At 63.8% G+C, this 22410-nt stretch carries 22 protein-coding genes; 11 read left to right on the top strand and 11 right to left on the bottom strand.

Going from position 1 to position 22410, the window contains the following annotated elements:
• Positions 1-28 precede the first annotated feature (28 nt).
• The 3 genes from G5134_RS14675 to G5134_RS14665 are packed head-to-tail and all read right to left on the bottom strand — an operon-like array spanning position 29 to position 2700.
• Positions 29-502 (bottom strand): DUF494 family protein, encoded by a 474-nt coding sequence (locus tag G5134_RS14675; protein ID WP_005307774.1) that lies wholly within the window; start codon positions 500-502, stop codon positions 29-31.
• Positions 495-1610: a DNA-processing protein DprA gene (gene dprA, locus G5134_RS14670; protein ID WP_065017231.1), complete on the bottom strand. Its 1116-nt coding sequence runs from the start codon at positions 1608-1610 to the stop codon at positions 495-497. The genes G5134_RS14675 and dprA overlap by 8 nt, the downstream gene beginning before the upstream one ends.
• Position 1611: 1 nt before the next feature.
• Complete coding sequence (locus G5134_RS14665; RefSeq protein ID WP_065017230.1) at positions 1612-2700, bottom strand: LysM peptidoglycan-binding domain-containing protein; 1089 nt, start codon at positions 2698-2700, stop codon at positions 1612-1614.
• A gap of 108 nt (positions 2701-2808) precedes the next feature.
• Between G5134_RS14665 and def the strand changes: the two genes are divergently transcribed.
• The 5 genes from def to G5134_RS14640 all read left to right on the top strand — a co-directional run bounded on the left by def (position 2809) and on the right by G5134_RS14640 (position 8690).
• On the top strand, positions 2809-3321 hold the full coding sequence (gene def / locus G5134_RS14660; RefSeq protein ID WP_011704266.1) for a peptide deformylase: 513 nt from the start codon (positions 2809-2811) through the stop codon (positions 3319-3321).
• Between the two features lie 12 nt (positions 3322-3333).
• Entirely contained in the window at positions 3334-4278 is a 945-nt protein-coding gene (fmt, locus tag G5134_RS14655; RefSeq protein WP_065017229.1) for a methionyl-tRNA formyltransferase, read from the top strand.
• A gap of 56 nt (positions 4279-4334) precedes the next feature.
• On the top strand, positions 4335-5627 hold the full coding sequence (rsmB, locus tag G5134_RS14650; RefSeq protein WP_065017228.1) for a 16S rRNA (cytosine(967)-C(5))-methyltransferase RsmB: 1293 nt from the start codon (positions 4335-4337) through the stop codon (positions 5625-5627).
• Between the two features lie 147 nt (positions 5628-5774).
• Positions 5775-7151, top strand: a complete 1377-nt coding sequence (gene trkA, locus G5134_RS14645) for a Trk system potassium transporter TrkA (RefSeq protein WP_005307752.1) — start codon at positions 5775-5777, stop codon at positions 7149-7151.
• Positions 7152-7247: 96 nt separating this feature from the next.
• Complete coding sequence (locus G5134_RS14640) at positions 7248-8690, top strand: TrkH family potassium uptake protein (RefSeq protein WP_338713403.1); 1443 nt, start codon at positions 7248-7250, stop codon at positions 8688-8690.
• A 130-nt stretch (positions 8691-8820) separates the two neighbouring features.
• Here the strand turns inward: G5134_RS14640 and rmuC are convergent, their stop codons facing one another.
• Positions 8821-10161 carry a DNA recombination protein RmuC gene (gene rmuC, locus G5134_RS14635; protein WP_065017226.1) on the bottom strand — a complete coding sequence of 447 codons (1341 nt, stop codon included), beginning with the start codon at positions 10159-10161 and terminating at the stop codon, positions 8821-8823.
• Positions 10158-10373 (bottom strand): hypothetical protein, encoded by a 216-nt coding sequence (locus G5134_RS14630; RefSeq protein WP_005307744.1) that lies wholly within the window; start codon positions 10371-10373, stop codon positions 10158-10160. Before G5134_RS14630 ends, rmuC begins: the two co-directional genes overlap by 4 nt.
• Positions 10374-10511: 138 nt before the next feature.
• Between G5134_RS14630 and G5134_RS14625 the strand changes: the two genes are divergently transcribed.
• A complete protein-coding gene (locus G5134_RS14625; RefSeq protein WP_065017225.1) occupies positions 10512-11024 on the top strand; it encodes a ferredoxin-type protein NapF in 513 nt (170 codons plus the stop codon).
• Positions 11025-11082: 58 nt separating this feature from the next.
• On the opposite strand, the gene G5134_RS14620 is transcribed toward G5134_RS14625, so the two are convergent.
• The 6 genes from G5134_RS14620 to G5134_RS14595 all read right to left on the bottom strand — a co-directional run bounded on the left by G5134_RS14620 (position 11083) and on the right by G5134_RS14595 (position 17671).
• Positions 11083-11535 (bottom strand): Rrf2 family transcriptional regulator, encoded by a 453-nt coding sequence (locus G5134_RS14620; protein ID WP_005307739.1) that lies wholly within the window; start codon positions 11533-11535, stop codon positions 11083-11085.
• A gap of 298 nt (positions 11536-11833) precedes the next feature.
• Positions 11834-12673 (bottom strand): PfkB family carbohydrate kinase, encoded by an 840-nt coding sequence (locus tag G5134_RS14615; protein WP_005307736.1) that lies wholly within the window; start codon positions 12671-12673, stop codon positions 11834-11836.
• A 119-nt stretch (positions 12674-12792) separates the two neighbouring features.
• Positions 12793-13908 carry an alanine dehydrogenase gene (ald, locus tag G5134_RS14610; protein ID WP_010635456.1) on the bottom strand — a complete coding sequence of 372 codons (1116 nt, stop codon included), beginning with the start codon at positions 13906-13908 and terminating at the stop codon, positions 12793-12795.
• Positions 13905-14660 carry a glutamine amidotransferase-related protein gene (locus tag G5134_RS14605; RefSeq protein WP_065017224.1) on the bottom strand — a complete coding sequence of 252 codons (756 nt, stop codon included), beginning with the start codon at positions 14658-14660 and terminating at the stop codon, positions 13905-13907. The genes ald and G5134_RS14605 overlap by 4 nt, the downstream gene beginning before the upstream one ends.
• Positions 14661-14744: 84 nt before the next feature.
• Positions 14745-16241: a CoA-acylating methylmalonate-semialdehyde dehydrogenase gene (locus tag G5134_RS14600; protein WP_065017223.1), complete on the bottom strand. Its 1497-nt coding sequence runs from the start codon at positions 16239-16241 to the stop codon at positions 14745-14747.
• Between the two features lie 98 nt (positions 16242-16339).
• Positions 16340-17671: an aspartate aminotransferase family protein gene (locus G5134_RS14595; RefSeq protein ID WP_010635459.1), complete on the bottom strand. Its 1332-nt coding sequence runs from the start codon at positions 17669-17671 to the stop codon at positions 16340-16342.
• A 185-nt stretch (positions 17672-17856) separates the two neighbouring features.
• Between G5134_RS14595 and G5134_RS14590 the strand changes: the two genes are divergently transcribed.
• The 5 genes from G5134_RS14590 (at position 17857) to G5134_RS14570 (ending at position 22369) form a co-directional block, all read left to right on the top strand.
• Entirely contained in the window at positions 17857-18399 is a 543-nt protein-coding gene (locus G5134_RS14590; protein ID WP_011704252.1) for a cupin domain-containing protein, read from the top strand.
• Positions 18400-18660: 261 nt separating this feature from the next.
• Positions 18661-20157, top strand: a complete 1497-nt coding sequence (locus tag G5134_RS14585) for an aldehyde dehydrogenase (protein ID WP_065017222.1) — start codon at positions 18661-18663, stop codon at positions 20155-20157.
• Between the two features lie 125 nt (positions 20158-20282).
• Positions 20283-20456: a hypothetical protein gene (locus G5134_RS14580; RefSeq protein WP_005307716.1), complete on the top strand. Its 174-nt coding sequence runs from the start codon at positions 20283-20285 to the stop codon at positions 20454-20456.
• Positions 20457-20581: 125 nt separating this feature from the next.
• Positions 20582-21484, top strand: a complete 903-nt coding sequence (gene rarD / locus G5134_RS14575; protein WP_065017221.1) for an EamA family transporter RarD — start codon at positions 20582-20584, stop codon at positions 21482-21484.
• A 66-nt stretch (positions 21485-21550) separates the two neighbouring features.
• Positions 21551-22369: an AraC family transcriptional regulator gene (locus G5134_RS14570; RefSeq protein WP_017788684.1), complete on the top strand. Its 819-nt coding sequence runs from the start codon at positions 21551-21553 to the stop codon at positions 22367-22369.
• Positions 22370-22410 lie beyond the last annotated feature (41 nt).

Genomic DNA, 22410 nt, shown 5'->3' with positions numbered 1-22410 from the left:
CGGATTCTACCAGCGCGGCTGCGGGCTGTCAGTGGATGACGCCATCTGACTCGTCAAACACCAGCTCTTCCATCTGCTGGTAGGCGTTTTCACTGCCGGGAACGTTGAAGAGCACCATCATGACCACCCACTTCAGGTCATCCAGCTCGATATCCGGCTTGTCCAGCTCGAGCAGACGCTCGATGCAGATTTCGCGGGTTTCGGCGTTGAGCACCTGGGCCTGCTCCAGAAACAGCAGGAAGCCGCGGCACTCGGTGCTTAGACGGGCCAGTTCTTGCGGGGCATAGATGCGCATCGAGCCTTGCGTGCTGGCGGCCACATAGACCTCCCGCTCGCTGTCGTGCAGGTTGGCCAGTCTTTCCAGCCAGTCGAGTGCCTTCTCGATCTCCTCCTTGTCGAAACCGGCGCGGCTCAGTTCATCGGTGAGTTCGTTCTGTTCGACCGTCACATCTGCATCGCTGTGGATGTAGGTCTCGAAAAGGTACATCAGTACATCAAACATGATTCGCCCTCCTCGCTCTGACGTATCCACCGGCTACCGCCATCACTGCTCCGGCAAGCTCCAGCTCAACCAACCTGCCCAATACCACTTCGACAGGAAGCTGGGTCCGCTCGGCAACGGTATCCACGCTCGTGGTCTCGTAATCTACGTTATCCAACAAATCGGCATAAGGCAATTCGCTATTATGCTGCTGCTCAGACATATCCGTCCCTTGATGGCTCAGGGCACAGAATCCCGGCAGCTCTTCCACTATATCGGCCGCGTTCAACACAAGTTTGGCCCCCTGCTGGATTAATTTGTTGCAGCCCAGCGCCTGCCCGTTCTGCGGTGCCCCCGGCACGGCGAAGACATCCCGTCCCTGTTCTAGCGCGTAACGGGCCGTGATGAGCGAACCGCTCTGCTCGGCAGCCTCCACCACCAGGGTTCCCAGCGACAGGCCGCTGATGATGCGATTGCGCCGTGGAAAGTGTTCCGCCTGCGGCCCCTTGTCGGGCACCAGCTCGGAGATGAGCACACCATCCTGCGCCAGGATCTGCTCTGCCAGCCCCTGATGACGCTTTGGGTAGAGGCTGTCGAGCCCGGAACCCAGCACTGCCAGGGTGATCCCCCCGTTTGTCAGCGCCTGTTGATGACAAATCCCGTCGATGCCAAGCGCCAGACCGGAGGTAATGGCCAATCCGCACGCGACCAGCTCGCTGCAGAGGCGGGCCGCATTGTCCTTGCCGGCATAGGTCGGGTGGCGCGTGCCGACCATCGCCAGCTGGGGAACAGACAGCGCAGCCAGATTGCCGCGGCAGTAGAGCAGCAGCGGGGCGGCGGGGATCTCTTTGAGCAAAGCGGGGTAAGCCGGGTCATCCGGACACAGGAGGTGATTGTCGGGCTCGGCAGCCCAGCTCAGCGCCTGCTCGACAACCGGCTGGGGCCACCTCATCTGCTGGATTTGAGCGCTCTGCAAACCAAGAGCTCGCAAGGTGCCGTCATCGGCGTCGAACAGGGTGACGATGTCACCGCCAAAATGGGCCAACAGGCGAGCGGCAGTGACCGGACCAATGCCGGTGACGGCATCCAACGTCAACCACAGCGCGAGTCGCCCGGATGGAAGAGGCACGTCAGAAGTTGCTGACCTGATAACCGGTGCTGACCATATCCTGACTCTGCAGGATCAGGCCATAACTCAGCTTGTCGTACACCTTGAACAACATGACCCGGGCCACTGCCTCCGACGGCAGGGGTGGCTTGCCGGCAGAATAGAAGGCCTTGTCATAGACGGAGGAGTACTCCCGATAGGCGACCTTGCCATTCTTGCTCACCAGCCGGGCACCGGGCCGCAGTATCTCCAGCACATCGCCGGGAGCAACCTGATCACGTATGCCCTTGTTGATGAGCACGACGTCGAACTTGCCGCCACCGCGGGCCTTGCTCGGCAAATCGACGATATAGCCGGGCGAGATGACGGGGGCAGCCTTGGGTGTAAACACGGCGGAGAGGCTCTCCTGCGGCGGGAACGGCATCAGCTTGTCTCCCTGATACACTTCCCGCTTGCTGTGGCTGAGGGTGACCCGGGTGCGGCCATCCGGCAGCAGGGCCTCCGCCCTGGCCGTACCGACGAAGACCGCCTCCTGCCCAAGTTGCTCGCCGGTTTTCCGATCCTTGTAGATGGCACCAGGGTGGTAGATGCCGTAATCCTGGCCCGGGATCAGCGAACCCTGCACGTAGAGAGTATCGCCCTCCAGCATGCCGATATGGGCCTCATCATTGCCAAGCACGTAGGGCAACTGCTTCGCCTGCTGGCTGTTTGCCAGAATATGGTCGGTCTGCAGGAAGGGGCCGATCTCGCTGAGCGGCAGGGTCGGAATGGGGTTGGCCTTGTTTTCGTAGCGGCTCTTGGGAGAGAGGCGGATCACCTGCTTGCCGCCCTGGGTCGCCTTGCCGAGCCGCGGCTCGCCATTGACCCAGCTCAGGTGCAGCACGTCACCCGGGTAGATCCAGTGGGGATTGGCGATCTGCGGGTTGATGTTCCAGAGCCTTGGCCAGAGCCAGGGCTCTGCCAGATACTGGCCGGAAATATCCCAAAGGGTGTCGCCTTTTTGCACCACATAGGTCTCGGGATAGCCTGCCTTCAGTTTGAGCTGGTCGGCCTGAGCTCCCTGGCTCAACGTGGCCAACAGGCAGGCGAGGATGGTTTGCTTCAGATACATAACACTCCCTGTTACTTCTGCGCGCAAAGTGTTGCTGTTTTTTGTCGGCGTAAATGACTAGAATTACGCCAATATTGACTGCATTTATACGAAACTAAAGAAAAAACTATGGCCATTCTAGATGTATTGCGTTTCCCCGATGAGCGTCTGCGTACCGTCGCAGCCCCTGTCGAGACCTTTACACCCGAGTTACAACACATTGTAGATGATATGTTCGAAACCATGTACGCGGAGGAAGGCATTGGCCTCGCCGCCACTCAGGTCGACATTCATCAGCGCATCATAGTGATCGATGTCTCTGAAAACCGTGAAGATCCTCTGGTATTGATCAACCCCGAGATCATCGAGCAGGCCGGCAGCACCGGCATCGAGGAAGGGTGTCTCTCCGTGCCCGGCAGCCGTGCCCTGGTGCCCCGCGCCGAGTGGGTCAAGGTGCGCGCACTGGATCGCCACGGCAAGGCATTCGAGCTGGAAGCAGACGATCTGCTCGCCATCTGCATCCAGCATGAGATGGACCATCTGGTCGGCAAGCTGTTTGTGGATTACCTCTCCCCGCTCAAGCGCCAACGCATTCGCCAGAAGCTGGAAAAGATGGCCCGTGAAGATCGCAAAGTCCTCTGAGGATCTGCCCCATTGAATAAGTTGAAACTGATTTTTGCCGGTACTCCCGACTTCGCCGCCCGTCACCTGGCGGCGTTGTTGTCTTCCGACCACGAGGTCGTCGCCGTTTATACCCAGCCGGACAAGCCCGCCGGCCGCGGCCAGAAGCTCACCGCCAGCCCGGTCAAGGAGCTGGCGCTGGCCCACGATCTGCCGGTCTATCAACCGGCTTCCCTGCGCAAAGAAGAGGCCCAGGCCGAACTGGCTGCCCTTGGCGCCGACCTGATGGTGGTGGTGGCCTACGGCCTGATCCTGCCCAAGGTGGTGCTCGATACCCCGCGTCTGGGCTGCATCAACGTGCACGGCTCCCTGCTGCCGCGCTGGCGCGGCGCCGCCCCGATCCAGCGTTCCATCTGGGCGGGGGATGCCGAGACTGGCGTCACCATCATGCAGATGGATGTGGGGCTGGATACCGGTGCCATGATCCGCAAGGTGAGCTGCCCCATCGCCGCCAACGAGACCTCAGCCAGCCTCTATGACAAGCTGGCCGAGCTGGGCCCGCAGGCGCTGGTCGACACCATCAACGCCATGGCCGCCGGCGACACCGCCGCCGAGGCGCAGGACGATGCGCTGGCCAACTACGCCGAAAAGCTCTCCAAGGAAGAGGCCCGCATCGACTGGTCGATGGAGGCTGCCGCCATCGAGCGCTGCATCCGCGCCTTCAACCCCTGGCCCATCAGCTGGTTCGAAGTGGCCGATCAGACCGTCAAGGTATGGCAGGCCGAGGTCATCACACAGGATCACGGCCAGCGCGCCGGCACCCTGCTCAAGGCCGACAAGCAGGGGATCGATGTCGCCACCGGCAAGGGGGTGCTGCGCCTGCTGACCCTGCAGCCGCCCGGCAAGAAGGCGATGTCCGTGACGGATCTGCTCAACTCTCGCCGCGACTGGTTTGAACCCGGCACGCAATTGAATTGAACTGAATTGACACAAGGCGGGGCCCAGGCCCCGACTTGCGCATCTAAGGTAACACTATGAAAACACGCGCACAGGCTGCTCTCGTCATTCAACAGGTGCTGGATCAGGGCCAGTCCCTCTCAGCCGTTCTGCCTGCTGCCCAGGAGAAGGTTGCGCCCCGCGATCGCGCCCTCCTGCAAGAACTCTGCTACGGCACCCTACGCTGGCTGCCCCGCCTCGATGCGGCGGTCGGCGAGATGATGGACAAGCCGCTCAAGAACAAGAGCCGCATCTTCCACTACCTCATCCTGGTCGGTCTCTATCAGCTCATCTACACCCGCATTCCGGCTCACGCCGCGGTGGCCGAGACCGTCAACGCCGTCAAGCTGCTCAAGGGTACCTCTCTGCGCGGCCTCATCAACGGCGTGCTGCGCAACTTCCAGCGCAGCGCCGAAGTCATTCTGCTGCGTATCGACCGCGTGCCGAGCGTGCGCCTCGGCCACCCCGAGTGGCTCACCAAGCGTCTGCGTCAGGCCTATCCGGAGGAGTGGGAGTTCATCATGGAGGCCAACAACCAGCGCCCGCCCATGTGGATCCGCAACAACAGCCAGCGCCAGAGCCGCGAGCAGATGCTGGCCCGCATGGCCGACACCGGCATCAACGCGGTGGCCGGTGACGAGGGCGAGGATTGCATCCTGCTGGAGCGTCCCTGCGACGTGACCAAGCTGCCCGGCTTCGAGGTCGGCGACTGCTCGGTACAGGATGGTGCCGCCCAGCAGGCGGCCGCCCTGCTCGACCCGCAGCCGGGCGAGTGGGTACTGGATGCCTGCGCCGCCCCCGGTGGCAAGACAGCTCACCTGCTGGAGCGCCAGCCCGCGCTGGCCGGCGTGGTCGCCGTCGATGCCGACGAGAACCGCCTCAAGCGGGTGCAGGAGAACCTGGATCGCATCGGCCTCAGCGCCAAGGTGATCCACGGCGATGCCAGTACCCCGGATCAGTGGTGGCCAGAGGGGCAGTTCGACCGTATTTTGCTGGATGCCCCCTGCTCCGCCACCGGCGTCATCCGCCGCCACCCCGACATCAAGTGGCTGCGCCGGGATCAGGACATTCGCGAGCTGGCAGAGTTGCAGCGCCGCATCCTCGGCGCCCTCTGGTCGAAACTGAAAAGCGGCGGTACTCTGCTCTACGCCACCTGCTCCGTGCTGCCGGAAGAGAACCGCGATCAGATCCGCGCCTTCCTCGCGGCCACGCCGGATGCCACCCTGGTGCCCCTGCACGCAGAGGACACACCGGAGTGCCCGGGTCGCCAGTTCCTGCCGGGCGAGGCCGAGATGGACGGCTTCTACTACGCCAGGCTGAGCAAGCGCTAAGCAGGGCTACAAGTACGGGGGTGCCGCCGGTCGGCACCCGTTACTGCCCAATATCGAGCACGTTTTCCCTATGAGATTCATGATGTTGATGACTGTCCCCGCGCACACAGGCAGAGCTGGCAAGGGTGACGTCCATGAGGCTGTTCTATGAAGATCATCATTCTGGGCGCCGGTCAGGTCGGCGGCACCCTGGCCGAGAACCTGGCCGGCGAGAACAACGACATCACCATAGTCGACACCGACAGCGATCGGCTGCGCGAGCTGCAGGACAAGTTTGACCTGCGGGTAGTGAACGGCCACGGCGCCCATCCCAAGGTGCTGCGCGAAGCAGGCGCCCAGGATGCCGACATGCTGGTGGCGGTCACCAACAGCGACGAGACCAACATGATCGCCTGCCAGGTGGCCTACTCCCTGTTCAACACCCCCAACAAGGTGGCGCGCATTCGCTCCCCGGCCTATCTGGTGGAGCGGGATCGGCTGTTCCTGCCCGAATCCGTGCCGGTGGATCACCTGATCGCCCCCGAGCAGCTAGTGACCGACTACGTGCGCCGCCTGATCGAATACCCGGGCGCCTTGCAGGTGGTGGACTTCGCCGGCGGCAAGGTGGGACTGGTGGCGGTCAAGGCCTATTACGGCGGCCCGCTGGTGGGCAATGCCCTCTCCACCCTGCGCGATCACATGCCCAACATCGAGACCCGGGTGGCGGCCATCTTCCGTCAGGGCCGCTCCATCCGCCCGCAGGGCACCACCATCATAGAAGCGGATGACGAGGTGTTCTTCGTGGCGGCGGCCGGCCATATCCGCGCCGTGATGTCGGAGCTGCAGCGCCTCGAGAGCCCCTACCGGCGCATCATGATCGTCGGCGGCGGCAACATAGGCGCCGGCCTCGCCCGTCAACTGGAGAAGCGCTACAGCGTGAAGCTCATCGAGCGCAGCCAGAAGCGGGCGGAGCAGCTCTCCGAGGTGCTGGAGCACACCATCGTCTTCTGCGGCGATGCGGCGGATCAGGAGTTGCTGGCGGAGGAGCACATCGACCAGATCGACGTCTTCATCGCGGTGACCAACGAGGACGAGGCCAACATCATGTCGGCCCTGCTCGCCAAGAAGATGGGCGCCAAGAAGACCATGGTGCTGATCCAGCGCAGCGCCTACGTGGATCTGGTGCAGGGCGGCTCCATCGACATCGCCATCTCGCCCCAGCAGGCCACCATCTCGGCCCTGCTGACCCATGTGCGTCGGGCCGACATCGCCAACGTCTACAGCCTGCGCCGCGGTGCCGCCGAGGCCATCGAGGCCATCGCCCACGGCGACGAGAACACCTCCAAGGTGGTCGGCAAGACGGTGGGCGAACTCAAGCTGCCGCCCGGTACCACCATAGGCGCCGTGGTTCGGGGGGACGAAGTACTGATCGCCCACGACCGCACCCAGATCCAGCAGGACGACCATGTGGTCATGTTCCTGGTGGACAAGAAGTACATTCCGGAAGTGGAACGCTTGTTCCAGCCAAGTCCCTTCTTCCTGTAACCTGCCCATGTACCCAGGCAGCGCAAAGCAGACCCGGCACCGCCTCTCCAGGGGGTTGTCCGGGTCTTTTGTCAATCAACGACCAGGTTATCTTGCATGATCAAGCTGCGTCCCATCATCTTCACCCTCGGGCTGGTGCTCTCCAAACTGGCCCTGTTCATGTGGCTGCCCACCCTGCTGGCCCTGCTGACCGGCTCAGAGGGGTTCGTCGAGTTTCTCAAGTCGGTGCTGATCACCCATGGCGCGGCCCTGCTCTGCCTTCATTACGGCCGCAAGGCGGAGTTTCACCTCGGCGTGCGGGAGATGTTCCTGCTCACCACCTCGGTCTGGGTGGTGGCCTGCATCTTTGGCGCCCTGCCCTTCTTCTTCATCACCCACATCAACTTCACCGACGCCTACTTCGAAACCATGTCGGGGGTGACCACCACAGGCTCCACCGTGCTGTCCGGGCTCGACAACATGGCCCACAGCATCCTGTTGTGGCGTTCCATCCTGCAGTGGCTGGGCGGGGTGGGTTTCATCGTGATGGCGGTGGCGGTACTGCCCTACCTCAACGTAGGGGGCATGAAGCTGTTCCAGACCGAGAGCTCGGACTGGTCGGATAAAAGTGCCCCACGCGCCAAGACGGTGGCCAACAACATAGTGCTGGTCTACCTGGTGCTCTCCATGCTCTGCTTCCTGGCCTACTGGGTGAGTGGCATGACCCTGTTCGAGGCGGTCAATCACGCCATGACCACCCTCAGCACCGGCGGTTACTCCACCTCCGATCAATCCATGTCCCACTTCTCCAACTCGGCGCACTGGATCGGCACCCTCTTCATGTTTCTCGGCGGCCTGCCCTTCCTGCTCTACGTGCAGAGCCTGAGCCGGCGCGATCACAGCCTGCTCAAGGATGCCCAGGTGCGGGGCTTCTTCTGGCTGGTGGTCTGGGTCACCCTGGTGGTCACCTTCTATCTGTGGCTAAGGGACATCTACGGCTTCATGGATGCCCTGCGCATCAGCAGCTTCAACATCGTCTCCGTGCTCACCACCACCGGCTTCGGGCTCGGTGACTTCGGCACCTGGGGCCCGCTCACCAGCATCATCTTCATCGTGCTGCTGGCGCTAGGCGCCTGCTCTGGCTCCACCGCCGGCGGTCTCAAGATCTTCCGGGTGCAGGTGGCCTTCGCCCTGTTCAAGAAGCAGATGCGCCAGCTGATGCACCCCTCCGGGGTCTTCCCGCAGAAGTACAACGGCCGGCCGGTCAACGACGCCATCATCCGCTCGATGATCTCGTTCGTGCTGGCCTACTTCGCCATCATCTTGCTGATCGCCGCCCTGCTCGGCGCCATCGGGCTGGATCCCCTGACCGCCATCTCTGGCTCCATCACCGCCGTGGCCAACGTGGGCCCGGGCATGGGCCCGGTCATCGGCCCCAGCACCAACTTCGCCTCCCTGCCGGACTCGGCCAAGTGGATCCTGTCGTTCGGCATGCTGCTGGGGCGCCTCGAGATCCTGACCGTGGCGGTGATCTTCTTCCCCTCCTTCTGGAGGCAATAACCGACCAGGGCGACAACCCGCATGCCGGTGAGTTCACACGTTCGAAGAGCGAAGCCTGTGCGGACGCAGAAATACAAAAGGGCAGCCACTGGCTGCCCTTCTTGTTACATCAGGGGAATGAGGTGCGGCCTTACTCGGCCGGGTCTTCCCGCTCCAGCGCCCGGTTGACCAGCGGCTCGGGCAGGGTCTTGGTCACCTCCACCCCCAGCTCGCGAAAGCGCTCTACCTGGGCGATCAGGTTGCCGCGCCCGTTGACCAGCCGCCCCATCGCCTTGTCGTAGCTCTCCTGCGCCTTGTGCAGGCTGCCCCCCAGTTGCTGCATCTCCTCCACGAACAGGCGCAGCTTCTCGTAGAGGCGGCCGGCCCGCTCGGCGATCTGGCGGGCATTCTGGTTCTGCCGCTCATAACGCCACAGGTTCTCTATGGTGCGCAGCGCCACCATCAGGTTGGTGGGGCTCACCAGCAGGATGTTGTTGTCGAGACCGTAGCGCACCAGCGAGGGGTCGGCCTCCACCGCGGTGAGGAAGGCGGGCTCCACCGCCACGAACATCAGCACGTAGTCGAGGGTGCGCACCCCGGGCAACTGCTGGTAATCCTTGCGGCCCAGCTCGCGGATATGGTTGCGCACCGAAGCGACGTGCTCTTTCAGCGCGACCGCCTTCTCCAGCTCGTCAGCGGCGTTGTACCAGCGCTCGTAGGCGGTCAGCGACACCTTGGCATCGATGATGATGTCCTTGTCCTGCGGCAGGTGGACGATGACGTCGGGCTGATAGCGCTTGCCCTTGTCCACCTCGATGTTGACCTGGGTGTGGTATTCGTGACCCTCGCGCAAGCCGCATTCGCTGAGGATGCGCGCCAGCACCACCTCACCCCAGTTGCCCTGCTGCTTGCTGTCGCCCTTGAGGGCGCGGGTCAGCGCCGCCGCCTCCTCGGTCATGCGGGCGTTGAGCTCGGCGAGGCGCTCCAGCTCGAACTTGAGGCTGTGGCGCTGGGCCGTCTCCTGGGCGTGGGTCTCCCCCACCTGGCGGCGAAAGCCCTCGAGCTGCTCTTTCAGCGGAGTGAGCAGCAGATCCAGGCTGTTCTGGTTCAGTTCGCGGAAGTTGCCCGAGTTCTGCTCGAAGATCCGGTTGGCGAGGTTCTCGAACTGCTGGCTGAGGCGTGCCTCCGCCTCCTGTTGCAGCTGCAGCTTCTCGGCGGCGGCCAGCCGCTCGCTGCGCAGGGTGGCCTCGGCATCCTTGAGACGGGCGGTGAGCTTGATGAGCAGGGTCTGCTGCTGATCCAGCTTCTGCTGGCCCAGCAGCCGCTCATCCTGCAGCTCGTCATAACGTTCCTGCAGCGTCTGCAGGCGCTCCTGGCTCAGCAGCAATTCCCGGGCTTGTACCGTGCCGCTGCGCCGTCCGATCCCCCAGCCAATGCCGATGGCCAGCAGCGCCCCCGGCAGCAGCAGGGCCCAGAGCCCGGGCTCGATCATTTGCGACCCCGTTGGCGCAGGAACAGTTCGAGATAGCGGTTGAGCAGCAGCCAGATCAGCACGTAGAGCAGATAGGCGGCCAGCACCACCCATTTGTGGCTGTTAACCCCGGTGTCGAGCTCGACGAATTCGATCCCCTTGATGCGGCAGTAGCCCCACATCAGCAAGGGGAAGACATAGAGCAGAGAAGCACGCCACAGAAATAACCACATGAGTTCATTCAATCCTGCAAAAAGACCCGCCTAGCTTACACAAGGGCAACCCGGCTTGCGATCCTGGCCGGCGCTATTCTCTGGCTTGCAAAGGGAAACTTGGATAAAATTAACCCCTAATAGGTATCAGGGGTGGGCATGACGCATTTTTTCTGTCGCTGGCTGACGCAGGCATTGGGAGGCTCCCGCAAACCCGAGGTGGTTTGCCATGAAGCCCGTCCCCCCTGGGCCATCGAAGAGTCCCAGTTCCTCTCCCTCTGCTCCCGCTGCGGCGAATGCTTCAAGGCCTGTCCCAACGGCCTGCTCAAGCCGGCCACCCAGCCCGAATACGACGGCACCCCCATCGCCGGTACGCCGCTGCTCGATCTCGCTTGCGGCCAGTGCAGCTACTGCGGCAGCTGCGCCAGAGCCTGTCCGACCGGCGCCCTCGACCTGCAGCTGGGTCGTCAGGTGCAGACTCGGGTGCGGATCGAGGCGAGCTGCCAGGCCCGTCAGGGCTTCTACTGCCTGCTCTGTGAAGATGCCTGCCCCCAGCAGGCGATCAAGGCCTGCGCCGACGGCGTCAGCATCAACATGGCGGCCTGCGACGGTTGCGGCGCCTGCGGCCTCGCCTGCCTGCACGGCGCCATCACCCTGATCCCCCAGCTCTGAACCCAAATCCCGGACACGACAAAGGGGCCCGTGGGCCCCTTTGTCGTGCTTGCCTAGCTTATGCCATGGCCAGAATGGAATCTTGTTCGATGCCGAGCAGGTGGCAGAGCCGGGTCGGGTCACGTACCGCATCGGCCAGGGTGTACTCCCCCAGCACCTCGAGGAAGGCGTTCATGGCGCGGCGCAAAATGCCCTGGATGCGGCAGCCACCGGAGAGGCGGCAGTTTTCGCGCTTGCAGTCCACCGGGCAGAGCACGTGCTCCATGTCCATCACCACGTCGCGCAGGTTGATGGAGACGGCGGAGCGACCGAGCCGGATGCCACCATGCTTGCCACGCACCGTCTCTATGTACCCCTTGATGCCGAGCTGGTGGACAATCTTGACCACGTGGTTGCGGGAGATGCCAAAGGTATCGGCCACCTCTGTGATGGTCGACAGGCGATCTCCCGGCTGGACGGCCAGAAAGGTGAGGGTACGCAGGGCATAGTCGGTAAATCGTGTCAGTTGCATGGTCGCACTTGCCTCTTACTACAAGCCAGAAATCAGGACGACGACCTAAAGCTAAGAGGTAGGGGAGACCCTGCGCCCGCGCAGCGTCCGCCTCTTAATCTGAGTCGTGGAGGTCAAGGTTAAGAGCAGCTCAGGCGGGTGTCGATGAAGATGCACATAAATCGACACTTTCTTTGATTGATCGCAAACTTGCAGGGTTAGCCCAAGGTTTTGGCGGGTTTTGACGGTTAAATTCGCCGGTTTCCTCCCTCGCCCCCATCGATGCTGTCATGCGTCATTCGCAACCGTTTTTGCCGCTTCAATGGGGCTGCTTGAGCCAGTTCTTCAGGGCGCTGGAGGGGATGGAACTCTCGGAGGCGACCGCAAAAGCGCCCCAGTCCACCGCGCACTGCAGCGCCTCCCGGATCGCCATGCCCCGCGCCAGTCCGTGGATCAGGCCGCCGGCGAAGGCATCCCCCGCCCCCGTGGTGTCCACCACCGACACCGGCCGCGCCGCCACCCGGATCTGCTCCTCGCCATGAATGGCCACCGCCCCCGCCTTGCCTTCGGTCAGTACCAGCCAGGCCAGCTGCTCGCCTGCGATCTGGCGGGCGTGTTGCCAGAGGTCGTCCACCTCGCCGAGATCGGAACGGGAGGCCACCAGCACGTGGCAGGGGCGACGCGCCTGGCCGCCCTTGGGGTACTGGGCCACCACGAAGCTCTTGCCGAGCATCTGGCGCATGTAGCCGATGATGGCGGTGCCGGGATAGTTCACGTAGAGGCAGTCCACCCCCTCGCTCGGCAGATCCCCCGGCAGATCCGGACGCCGTGGCCGCCTGAGGATGGTGCGCTCGCCGGTGGAGTCCACCAGGATCAGCAGCTCGCCGGTCTCGCCGCCGAAGCGCTCCACATGGCTGCAGTCCAGGCCGTAGCCCGCCGCCTGCTCCAGCAGCCAGTCGCCGGTTTCGTCCAGCCCGATGCGCGACGCTATGGTCACCTCGTGGCCGGCCCACACCAGCCCGATGCCGGTGTTGGCGGCGCCACCGCCGAGCCGGCGGCCCTGATCCACGTACTGCAGGCGGGCACCGGCCACCAGGGGTTCGGAGAGGGAGAGCACGTGATCACAGTTGAGATTGGCGAGCAGCAGAATGCGGGACATGAAGAGACCTCACTGACAGGGGAGCCCAGTATATGAGAAAGGGCCGCAGCGGCCCTCCCTGAAATCGCGGGGTTTGTGAGCCCGCTCGACGTTTGCCGGGCGGGCCCGCGACGGCTGCGTCAGTCCAGAACCGCCTCGGCGCTGACGTACTCGTAGCCGAGCGCCTGCGCCACCGCCGCCTGGGTGATCTTGCCCTTGAACACGTTCAGACCGGCTCGCAGGTGGCGATCCTCCTGCAACGCCCGGGCATAGCCCTTGTCCGCCAGCGCCAGCACGAACGGCAGGGTGGCGTTGGTCAGCGCGAAGGTGGAGGTACGCGCCACCCCGCCCGGCATGTTGGCCACGCAGTAGTGGATGATGCCGTCCACCACGTAGGTGGGCTCCTCGTGGGTGGTCGGGTGGGAGGTCTCGAAACAGCCGCCCTGATCGATGGCCACGTCCACCAGCACCGAGCCCTTGCGCATCAGCTTGAGCATGTCGCGGGTCAGCAGCTTGGGCGCCGCCGCCCCCGGGATCAGCACGGCACCGATCACCAGGTCAGCCTGGGCGATGCACGCCTCTATGTTGGTACGGGTGGAGTAGAGAGTCTTGAGGGCCGGGCCGTAGAGGCTGTCCAGCTCCCGCAGCCGCGGCAGGGAGCGATCCAGGATGGTGACGTCGGCCCCCAGTCCCAGCGCCATGCGCGCCGAGTTGACGCCGACCACCCCGCCCCCCAGCACCACCACCTTGGCGGGTGCCACCGCCGGCACCCCGCCCAGCAGGGTGCCGTTGCCCCCCTGCGCCTTCTCCAGGCTGTGGGCGCCGGCCTGGATCGCCATCCGCCCCGCCACCTCGGACATGGGCGCCAGCAGCGGCAGGCCGCCGCGATCGTCGGTCACCGTCTCGTAGGCGATGGCCACCGCCCCCGAGTGCACCAGCAGCTGGGTCTGCACCGGATCCGGCGCCAGGTGCAGGTAGGTGAACAGCAGCTGACCCGGTCTGAGCAGTTCGCACTCCTCCGGCTGGGGCTCCTTCACCTTCACTATCATCTCGGCCCGGGCGAAGATCTCCGCCGCGCTGGCCACCAGTTCGGCACCGGCTGCCTGGTACTCGGCGTCGGACAGCCCGATCGCCTCGCCTCCCTGCTGCTGCACCAGCACCTTGTGTCCCCGAGCCGTCAGCTCCTGCACTCCTGCGGGAGTCATGCCGACCCGGTATTCATGGTTTTTGATTTCCTTGGGTACGCCAATAATCATGCTCGCTCTCCTGCTGTGATCCCGCCGGCAGCCGTGTCGGCGCCGGGCAGGATGCCCAAAAATTGCAACAACCACTGCATCATGGTGGCCGAATCCACCTCTCCCTCCAGCGAGGAGAGGCTGCGCTGGTAACGATCGTCCGGCAGCAGATCCCGCCGCCGCTCGATCAGCGCCCGGTTGTACGCCACCGAGAATTCCGGATGTCCCTGGATGGCCACTATGTGGTCACCCTGCAAAAACATGAAATTGGGACAAAAATCATTGCCCGCCAGCCGGGTGGCCCCCGGTGGCAACTGCTCCACCTGATCCTGGTGACTGGCCAGGATCCGGATGGTCTCGAGCTCAGGTTCCATCCAGGGTTGCCTGGCCAGCATGGGATGGACCGACACCCCCAGCCCCCAGCCCTTGGTGGACTTCACCACCTCGCCCCCCAGCGCCTGGGCGATCACCTGATGGCCGAAGCAGACCCCGGCCAGCTTGACGTCGGCATCGTGGGCGCGCCGGATCCAGTCGCGCAGCGCCTGGATCCAGGGAATGTCGCTGTAGGCATCGTGGCGCGAGCCGGTGATGAGCCAGGCATCGCACTCGTGCAGATCGGCCGGCAGCTCGCCATCGAGCGCCGACCAGACCCGAAATTCCAGCCCGGGGGCCAGTGCCCGGAAGCCCTTGATAAACATCTCGGAGTAAACGGGGCCGAAGTCCCCCGCCAAATCGGGGTCCAGCCGGTCACAATCGAGAATTCCCAGTCGCATCTGTTACTCCTTCACAGTGATAGCGGCGAACGAAGGTGGATTCCTGCCACCGGGCCATGTCCGGGCTAGCTGCTGCATGGTTGATTACTTCATGGTCGGCATGGAGAACTCCGCGCCCGCCCGCAGGCTCTGGGGCCAGCGGGCAGTCACCGTCTTCATCCGGGTATAGAAGCGCACCCCATCCGGCCCGTGCATGTTGAGCGGCCCGAAGATGGACCGCTTCCAGCCGCCAAAGCTGTGAAACGCCATGGGCACCGGGATGGGAACGTTCACCCCTACCATACCGACCTGCACGCGAGCGGTGAAGTCCCGCGCGGTGTCGCCGTCACAGGTGAAGATGGCGGTGCCGTTGCCATACTCGTGCTCGTTGATGAGCCTGAGCGCCGTCTCGTAGTCCGGCGCCCGCACGATGGCCAGCACAGGGCCGAAGATCTCCTCCCGATAGATGCGCATCTCCGGGCTCACCCGGTCGAACAGGCTGCCGCCGATAAAGTAACCCTCGCCGTGGCTCAGGCCCCGGCCGTCCACTACCAGCTCGGCCCCCTCGGCCACCCCCTGATCCACATAGCCACGCACCTTGGCCAGGTGCTCGCGGCTGATGAGGGGCCCCATCTCGTTCTCCGGGGTCTGGCCCAGTCCCGGGCCCACCCGCAGCGCCGCCACCAGCGGCGACAGCCTGGCCACCAGCGCATCGGCCGTCTCATCCCCCACCACCACGGCCACCGAAATGGCCATGCAGCGCTCGCCGGCCGCACCGTAGGCCGCCCCCATCAGGGCGGAGACCGCCAGCTCGAGATCCGCATCCGGCATCACCAGCATATGGTTCTTGGCACCCCCCAGCGCCTGTACCCGCTTGCCGTGGGCCGAGGCGGTGGCATAGATGTACTGGGCGATGGGAGTGGAGCCGACAAACGACACGGCACCGACCCGCGGGTCGGTCAGCAGCACGTCCACCACCTCCTTGTCGCCGTTGACCACGTTGAGCACCCCGTCCGGCAGGCCGGCCTGCTTGAGCAGCTCGGCCATGCGCAGGGAGAGGGACGGATCCTTCTCGGACGGCTTGAGAATGAAGGTGTTGCCGCAGGCGATGGCCACCGGGAACATCCACAGCGGCACCATGGCCGGGAAGTTGAACGGGGTGATGCCGGCGCAGACGCCCACCGGCTGCATCATGGAGTGGCTGTCGACCCCGCGGCCCACGTTGAGGGAGTGCTCCCCCTTGAGCAGATGGGGAATGCCGCAGGCAAACTCCACCACCTCCAGCCCGCGGGTCAACTCACCCTGCGCATCGGAGAAGACCTTGCCGTGCTCGCGACTGATCAGCCGCGCCAGATCGTCTCTGTGCTGCTCCATCAACTCCTTGAAGCGAAACAGCACCCGGGCCCGCACCAGCGGCGGAGTCTGCGCCCAGTCGGCCAGGGCGCGCTCGGCGCTGGCGATGGCATCCTGGCACTCGGCGGCGGTGCTGAGCACCACCTGGCCCTGCTGCTGGCCGGTGGCGGGATTGAAGATGGCCCCGAAGCGCTCGCTGCGGCTCTCGGTCGTCTCGCCGTCGATGAAGTTGCTGACCCTGTATGTCATAAATCCTCCGTGATGGGTTATGCGTGCCTGCCCGCGCCGCCCCGGGGAGCAGGCACGGGCAAGTGGCGCCGCGACGGGCGCCATCAACCGGTTAAAAGTCAGTCCTGGGCCTGCAGGGCGTCCTGCAGCAGGGTGAAGAGATCGTCGATCTGGCTGCGCTCTATGATGAGGGGCGGCGACAGGGCGATGATGTCGCCGGTGACCCGGATAAGCGCCCCCTTCTCGAAGCAGCGCACGAACACCTCGTAGGCGCGCTTGCCCGGTGCATCCGGCATGGACTCGAGCTCGATGCCCGCCACCAGCCCGTAGTTGCGCACATCCTTCACGTGCTTGCAGCCCTTCAGCGAATGGGCCGCCTCCTCCCAGTAACCCGCCAGATCGGCGGCGCGGCTCAGCAGGTTCTCGTTGCGATAGATCTCGAGGGTAGCCAGGCCCGCGGCGGCGGCCACCGGGTGACCCGAGTAGGTGTAGCCGTGGAACAGCTCGATGGCTCCCTTACCGGCCGCCATCATGTCGTCATAGATGTGGTTCTGTACCAGCACGGCGCCCATGGGGATGGCCCCGTTGGTGAGCCCCTTGGCACAGGTGATCATGTCGGGGATGACGTCGAACTCCTGGGCGGCGAAGGGGGAGCCGAGGCGGCCGAAACCGGTGATCACCTCGTCGAAGATGAGCAGGATGCCGTGTTTGGTACAGATCTCCCGCAGCCGCTTGAGGTAGCCTTTGGGGGGCATCAGCACGCCGGTACTGCCGGCGATGGGTTCGACAATTACCGCCGCTATGTTGCTGGCATCGTGCAGGAAGACGATCTTCTCCAGCTCGTCAGCCAGGCTGAGATCTTCCTCCGGCAGCCCCTTGGTGAAGGCATTCTTGGTGATGTTGAGGGTGTGTGGCAAATGATCCACCCCGCCCAGCAGGGAGCCGAACCACTTGCGGTTGCCGGGAATGCCCCCCACCGAGATGCCGCCGAAGCCGACCCCGTGGTAGCCGCGCTCACGGCCGATGAGCCGGGTCCGGGTACCCTGACCTCGCGCCCGCTGCCAGGCCAGCGCGATCTTGAGCGCGGTATCCACCGATTCCGAACCTGAGTTGGTATAGAAGACGTGGCCGAAGCCCTTGGGGGCGATCTCCACCAGCCGGTTGGCCAGCTCGAACGGCAGGGGGTGCCCCATCTGGAACGTGGGGGCAAAATCGAGGTGGGAAATCTGCTGGGAAACCGCCTCGGCAATCTCGCGCCGACCATGACCCGCGTTGCAACACCAGAGCCCGGCGGTGCCATCCAGTATCTTGCGGCCATCCTCTGAGTGATAATACATTCCCTCGGCCGACTTCAGGATGCGCGGCGCCGCCTTGAACTGCTGGTTGGCGGTAAACGGCATCCAGAAGGCGGACATGTCGGAGGGCGTATTGATGTCGCTGATCGGTTTCATGGTCACCTCATCCTTAAGGTGTTTAGTAACTGTCGGCCAATGCCTATTAAATTAAACACCTAAAATCTTAAAAAAGGGCTCAAACTTGCCCCATATGGTGTCACCCGGCTAGCTGCTCTGAGCGGGGTGGTATAAGATATTTAACACAAATTTAATAATAGTAAACAGTCAAGGAGTGTCTATCGATGGATATCGGTCACCGCCTCAAGGCGGTTCGCACCAAAGCCGCCCTCTCCCAGCGCGAGCTGGCCAAACGCTCCGGTGTGACCAACGGCTTTATCTCCCAGATCGAGAAAAATCAGGTGAGCCCCTCGGTCGCCTCCCTGCGCAAGGTGCTGGAAGGGATCCCCATGTCGCTGGCCACCTTCTTCACCGATGAGACGGAGATGGACTCCGAGGTGATCTTCCGCGCCGCCGACATGCCGGATCTCGGCACCCACCCCATCAGCTACCGACTGGTGGGCCACAGCCGCGCCAACCGCGCCATCGGCATGATGCAGGAGATACTGCCACCGGGTGCCGACACCGGCGACGACATGTTGAGCCACGAAGGCGAAGAGTGCGGCATCGTCATCCAGGGCCAGGTGGAGGTCACCGTCGGCGAGCAGGTCTACCTGCTGACGCCAGGGGACGGCTACTACTTCGACAGCCGCACCCCGCACCGTTTTCGCAATGTGGATGAGCACGAATGCGTGCTGATCTCGGCCAACACCCCCGCCAGCTTCTAAGCCATGAGAGGGGAGCTCCCGCCCCTCGGCGGACCCAACAGCACGACCAGCCCCTTAGCGCCGGCCTCCGGTTTGGCAGGCGTCGACGGCCCGCACTTGCGGTGCGGTTTGCCCCGCCGGATACCCTCAATGGGACGGATTCCGGATGAGACCAAACCGGCAAAGTGTTTAACGAATTGTTACAGGATGGATTTACAAGCGGCAGGATGTTTAGCATATTGATACGCGGAAACTGACTTTTTGCCGGTTCAAGGAGTGAACATGAGTGACCTGACCCTGGCCCAGTGGCAACACAAGGCCTCCCACCTGACCCTGCCCTCGCAAGCCTTCATCGACGGCAGCTACCGGGACGCCATCAACGGCGCCACCTTCGACTGCATCAACCCGGCCAACGGCAAGCTGCTGACCAAGGTCGCCGCCTGCGACGCCGCCGATGCCGAACTGGCAGTGCAGGCTGCCCGCGCCGCCTTTGACGACAAACGCTGGAGCGGTCTGCCGCCCAAGCAGCGCAAGCAGATCCTGCAGCGCTTCGCCGAACTGATGCGGCTCAACAAGGTGGAGCTGGCGCTGCTGGAGTCCCTGGACATGGGCAAGCCCATCGGCGACGCCATGGGCTATGACGCCCCCGCCGCCGCCAACTGCATCGCCTGGAACGCCGAAGCCATCGACAAGATTTACGATCAGGTCGCCCCGGTCGAGGAGTCCGCCCTGGCGCTGGTGACCCGCGAACCGCTCGGGGTGGTCGCCGCCATCGTGCCGTGGAACTTCCCGCTGGTGATGGCCTGCTGGAAGCTGGGACCGGCGCTCGCCACCGGCAACTCGGTGATCCTCAAACCCTCCGAGAAATCCCCGCTCACCGCCCTGCGCATCGCCGGTCTGGCCAAGGAGGCCGGCATCCCCGACGGCGTGTTCAACGTGCTGCCGGGCTTTGGCCATACCGTGGGCGAAGCGCTGGCCATGCACATGGACGTGGACTGCATCACCTTCACCGGCTCCACCAAGATCGGCAAGCATCTGGTGCAGTGCTCCGGCAAGTCCAACCTCAAGCGCGCCTTCATGGAGTGCGGCGGCAAGAGCCCCAACATCATACTGGCGGATGCGCCTGACCTGGACGCCGCCGCCCGCAGCGCGGCCGGCGCCATCTTCTACAACCAGGGCGAGGTGTGCACCGCCGCCTCCCGCCTGCTGGTGCAAAACAGCATCAAGCCGCAGTTCATGGAGCGGCTGCTGGCCCATGCCCGCGAGTGGATCTCGGCCAACCCGCTCGACCCCACCACCCGCATCGGCGCCATGGTGGACCACATCCAGATGGAGCAGGTGCTCAACTACATCGCCATCGGCCAGCAGCAGGGCGCCAAGCTGCTGCTGGGGGGAAAACGCACCAATACCGAGAGCGGCGGCTTCTATATCGAGCCCACCATCTTCGACGAGGTGACCCCCGAGATGCGCATCTTCCGCGAGGAGATCTTCGGCCCCGTGCTGTCGGTGACCGGCTTTGACACGCTGGAAGAGGCCATTGCGCTCGGCAACGACACCGACTACGGTCTGGCGGCCGCGATCTGGACGGCGGATCTCAACAAGGCGGTGAAGGGCTCCCGCGCCCTGCGCGCCGGTACCGTGTTCGTCAACAACTGGGATGGCGGCGACATGACCATGCCGTTCGGCGGCTTCAAACAGTCCGGCAACGGTCGCGACAAGTCACTGCATGCGCTGGAGAAGTACACCGAGCTGAAAAGCACCTGGATCCAGCTCGAATAGCATCAGAAATGACGCTCATTTATCGAAAAGGGGGAGAAATCCCCCTTTTTCATTTTTACCCTTTCATCGCCGGCCTCAATCGATATAATCATCAAATAGACAAGCCCTTAAATATAAAGATAAAAATGTTATTTTTTCTGGGAAGTGTACTGTTTCTGGTAATAGGACTGCCGCTGCTGTTCTACATACTGGGACACGGTGAGGCCTACGTGACCTGGGGTCCGTGGATCTCCGCCATCGCACTCATGCTGTGGCTGCTGCTGGACGTGGACAAGATCCGCCGCGGCGGAGGCCGCTGAGCCGGGCAGCACGCCGTTAAAATCCGCTGATCAACATTTATTCGCTTCTTTCCCCGCAAAAGGATCGCTACACTGATTTTTTGCGATGCGTTCCAGCATCCGCCTCTCCAGTGAAGGTTATCCGCATGCAGCAACACGTTCAGCGCCAGGGCGTCATCTACGCCTTGTGCGCCTATACCCTTTGGGGCCTGGCGCCCATCTACTTCAAGACCATCGCCGCCGTGCCGGCTGCCGAGATCCTGACCCATCGCATGATCTGGTCGTGCGCCCTGCTGCTGGTGCTGACCCTGCTCGGCCGCCAGTGGCACAAGGTGCAGGCGGTACTGCGCCAGCCGAAGGTGTTGCTCACCCTGGCCTTCACCTCGGTCACCGTCGGCGGCAACTGGCTGCTGTTTATCTGGGCCATCAACAACGGCCACATGCTGGATGCCAGCCTCGGCTACTACATCAACCCGCTGTTCAACGTGCTGCTCGGCATGCTGTTCCTGAGCGAGAAGCTGCGCCGGCTGCAGTGGTGGGCGGTCGGGCTGGCGGCGATCGGTGTCGCCATCCAGATCATCGCCTTCGGCTCCCTGCCGTGGATAGCGCTGGTGCTGGCCTCGAGCTTCGCCATCTATGGCCTCATTCGCAAGAAGCTGGCCCTCGATGCCCTGACCGGCCTCTTGATCGAGACCCTGATCATGCTGCCGCCGGCCGCCATCTATCTGTGGGGCATCGCCGACAGCCCCACCAGCCATCTCACCCAGAATGACTGGCACCTCAACCTGTTGCTGATCGCCGCCGGTGCCGTCACCACGGCGCCGCTGCTCTGCTTCACCGCCGCGGCCACCCGGCTCAAGCTCTCCACCCTGGGCTTCTTCCAGTACATAGGCCCCAGCCTGATGTTCATTCTGGCGGTCACCCTCTATGGCGAGGCACTGGCGCTGGACAAGATGATCACCTTCGCCTTCATCTGGAGCGCGCTGGTGCTGTTCAGTCTGGACGGGCTGCGCAGCGGCAAACGCCGGCAGGCTGCGGAGCAGGCTTGACGGGACGCCGCCCGGCGCAGCAATAATCTACAAGCCCATGCCCGGGTTTCAGGTTATCAATAGCCGATGAGCGCACCCCAATCCCGCATCCACTACTGGCAATCCCGGCTGCTGCCGGGGGTTGAACTCTCCCACTCCCACCACAGGGAGTTCAGCTATGGCCGCCATGTTCACCTGGACTACCACATAGGTCTGGTGCAGCAGGGCGGCCAGAAATTCATCCACAAGGGCAACAGCCACCACCTGGTGCGTGGCGAGCTCTCCACCGTCAACCCGGACGAGATGCACGACGGCCTCAGCCTGCGGCCGGAAGGGTACGAGGTGCGGGTGTTCGCCATCGCCCCCGAGCAGCTGGCCCGCTGGCTGCCAGAGAGCCCGGAACCCTTCTTCGACAAGGGATTGCAGAGCCGCCCCGACCTCTATCAGGGGTTCGCCCGGCTGCACATGTACCTGGACAACCCCAGCCCCGACGGCCTGCTGGCGGAGAGCCAGCTGCTGGCCCTGCTCGGCGAGCTGCTGCACATCGCCCCCGAGCGCCACGCCCTGGCCGACCCTCAGCTCAGGTACCTGCGCGACTATCTGATGGCCCGGCTGGATCAGCGCCACAGCCTGGAGGATCTGGCCGCCCTGTTCGGGCTGGATCGCTTCGCCTTCCTGCGCCAGTTCAAGAAAAAGACCGGCATGACCCCCTACGCCTGGCTCAAGCGGTTGCGGCTCGAGCAGAGCAAGCGCCTGCTCGGCAGCGGCCTGCCGGTGAGCGAGGTGGCGCTGGCGGTCGGCTTCTTCGATCAGAGTCACTTCCACCACGGCTTTCGCCAGGCGTTCGGCCTCACCCCCGCCGATTTTCGCCAGCAGATGCAGGCCTCCAACGGGCGCACCGACTAACTCCGCACTGCAATCTTTTACAATCCGGCGCCTTCGCGATC

Source organism: Aeromonas sp. 600276 (assembly GCF_049175815.1).
In the GTDB taxonomy this organism is placed as follows: Bacteria; Pseudomonadota; Gammaproteobacteria; order Enterobacterales; family Aeromonadaceae; genus Aeromonas; species Aeromonas dhakensis.
Note: the sequence above shows the minus strand (reverse complement) of the source record. Positions and strands in the feature narration are given on the sequence as shown.

Excerpts from the sequence above, each read along its gene's own strand:
- G5134_RS14675 (WP_005307774.1), bottom strand. The coding sequence starts at position 502 with ATGTTTGATGTACTGATGTACCTTTTCGAGACCTACATCCACAGCGAT.
- G5134_RS14665 (WP_065017230.1), bottom strand. The coding sequence starts at position 2,700 with ATGTATCTGAAGCAAACCATCCTCGCCTGCCTGTTGGCCACGTTGAGC.
- def (WP_011704266.1), top strand. The coding sequence starts at position 2,809 with ATGGCCATTCTAGATGTATTGCGTTTCCCCGATGAGCGTCTGCGTACC.
- rsmB (WP_065017228.1), top strand. The coding sequence starts at position 4,335 with ATGAAAACACGCGCACAGGCTGCTCTCGTCATTCAACAGGTGCTGGAT.
- trkA (WP_005307752.1), top strand. The coding sequence starts at position 5,775 with ATGAAGATCATCATTCTGGGCGCCGGTCAGGTCGGCGGCACCCTGGCC.
- G5134_RS14640 (WP_338713403.1), top strand. The coding sequence starts at position 7,248 with ATGATCAAGCTGCGTCCCATCATCTTCACCCTCGGGCTGGTGCTCTCC.
- rmuC (WP_065017226.1), bottom strand. The coding sequence starts at position 10,161 with ATGATCGAGCCCGGGCTCTGGGCCCTGCTGCTGCCGGGGGCGCTGCTG.
- G5134_RS14630 (WP_005307744.1), bottom strand. The coding sequence starts at position 10,373 with ATGTGGTTATTTCTGTGGCGTGCTTCTCTGCTCTATGTCTTCCCCTTG.
- G5134_RS14625 (WP_065017225.1), top strand. The coding sequence starts at position 10,512 with ATGACGCATTTTTTCTGTCGCTGGCTGACGCAGGCATTGGGAGGCTCC.
- G5134_RS14620 (WP_005307739.1), bottom strand. The coding sequence starts at position 11,535 with ATGCAACTGACACGATTTACCGACTATGCCCTGCGTACCCTCACCTTT.
- G5134_RS14615 (WP_005307736.1), bottom strand. The coding sequence starts at position 12,673 with ATGTCCCGCATTCTGCTGCTCGCCAATCTCAACTGTGATCACGTGCTC.
- ald (WP_010635456.1), bottom strand. The coding sequence starts at position 13,908 with ATGATTATTGGCGTACCCAAGGAAATCAAAAACCATGAATACCGGGTC.
- G5134_RS14605 (WP_065017224.1), bottom strand. The coding sequence starts at position 14,660 with ATGCGACTGGGAATTCTCGATTGTGACCGGCTGGACCCCGATTTGGCG.
- G5134_RS14600 (WP_065017223.1), bottom strand. The coding sequence starts at position 16,241 with ATGACATACAGGGTCAGCAACTTCATCGACGGCGAGACGACCGAGAGC.
- G5134_RS14595 (WP_010635459.1), bottom strand. The coding sequence starts at position 17,671 with ATGAAACCGATCAGCGACATCAATACGCCCTCCGACATGTCCGCCTTC.
- G5134_RS14590 (WP_011704252.1), top strand. The coding sequence starts at position 17,857 with ATGGATATCGGTCACCGCCTCAAGGCGGTTCGCACCAAAGCCGCCCTC.
- G5134_RS14585 (WP_065017222.1), top strand. The coding sequence starts at position 18,661 with ATGAGTGACCTGACCCTGGCCCAGTGGCAACACAAGGCCTCCCACCTG.
- G5134_RS14580 (WP_005307716.1), top strand. The coding sequence starts at position 20,283 with ATGTTATTTTTTCTGGGAAGTGTACTGTTTCTGGTAATAGGACTGCCG.
- rarD (WP_065017221.1), top strand. The coding sequence starts at position 20,582 with ATGCAGCAACACGTTCAGCGCCAGGGCGTCATCTACGCCTTGTGCGCC.
- G5134_RS14570 (WP_017788684.1), top strand. The coding sequence starts at position 21,551 with ATGAGCGCACCCCAATCCCGCATCCACTACTGGCAATCCCGGCTGCTG.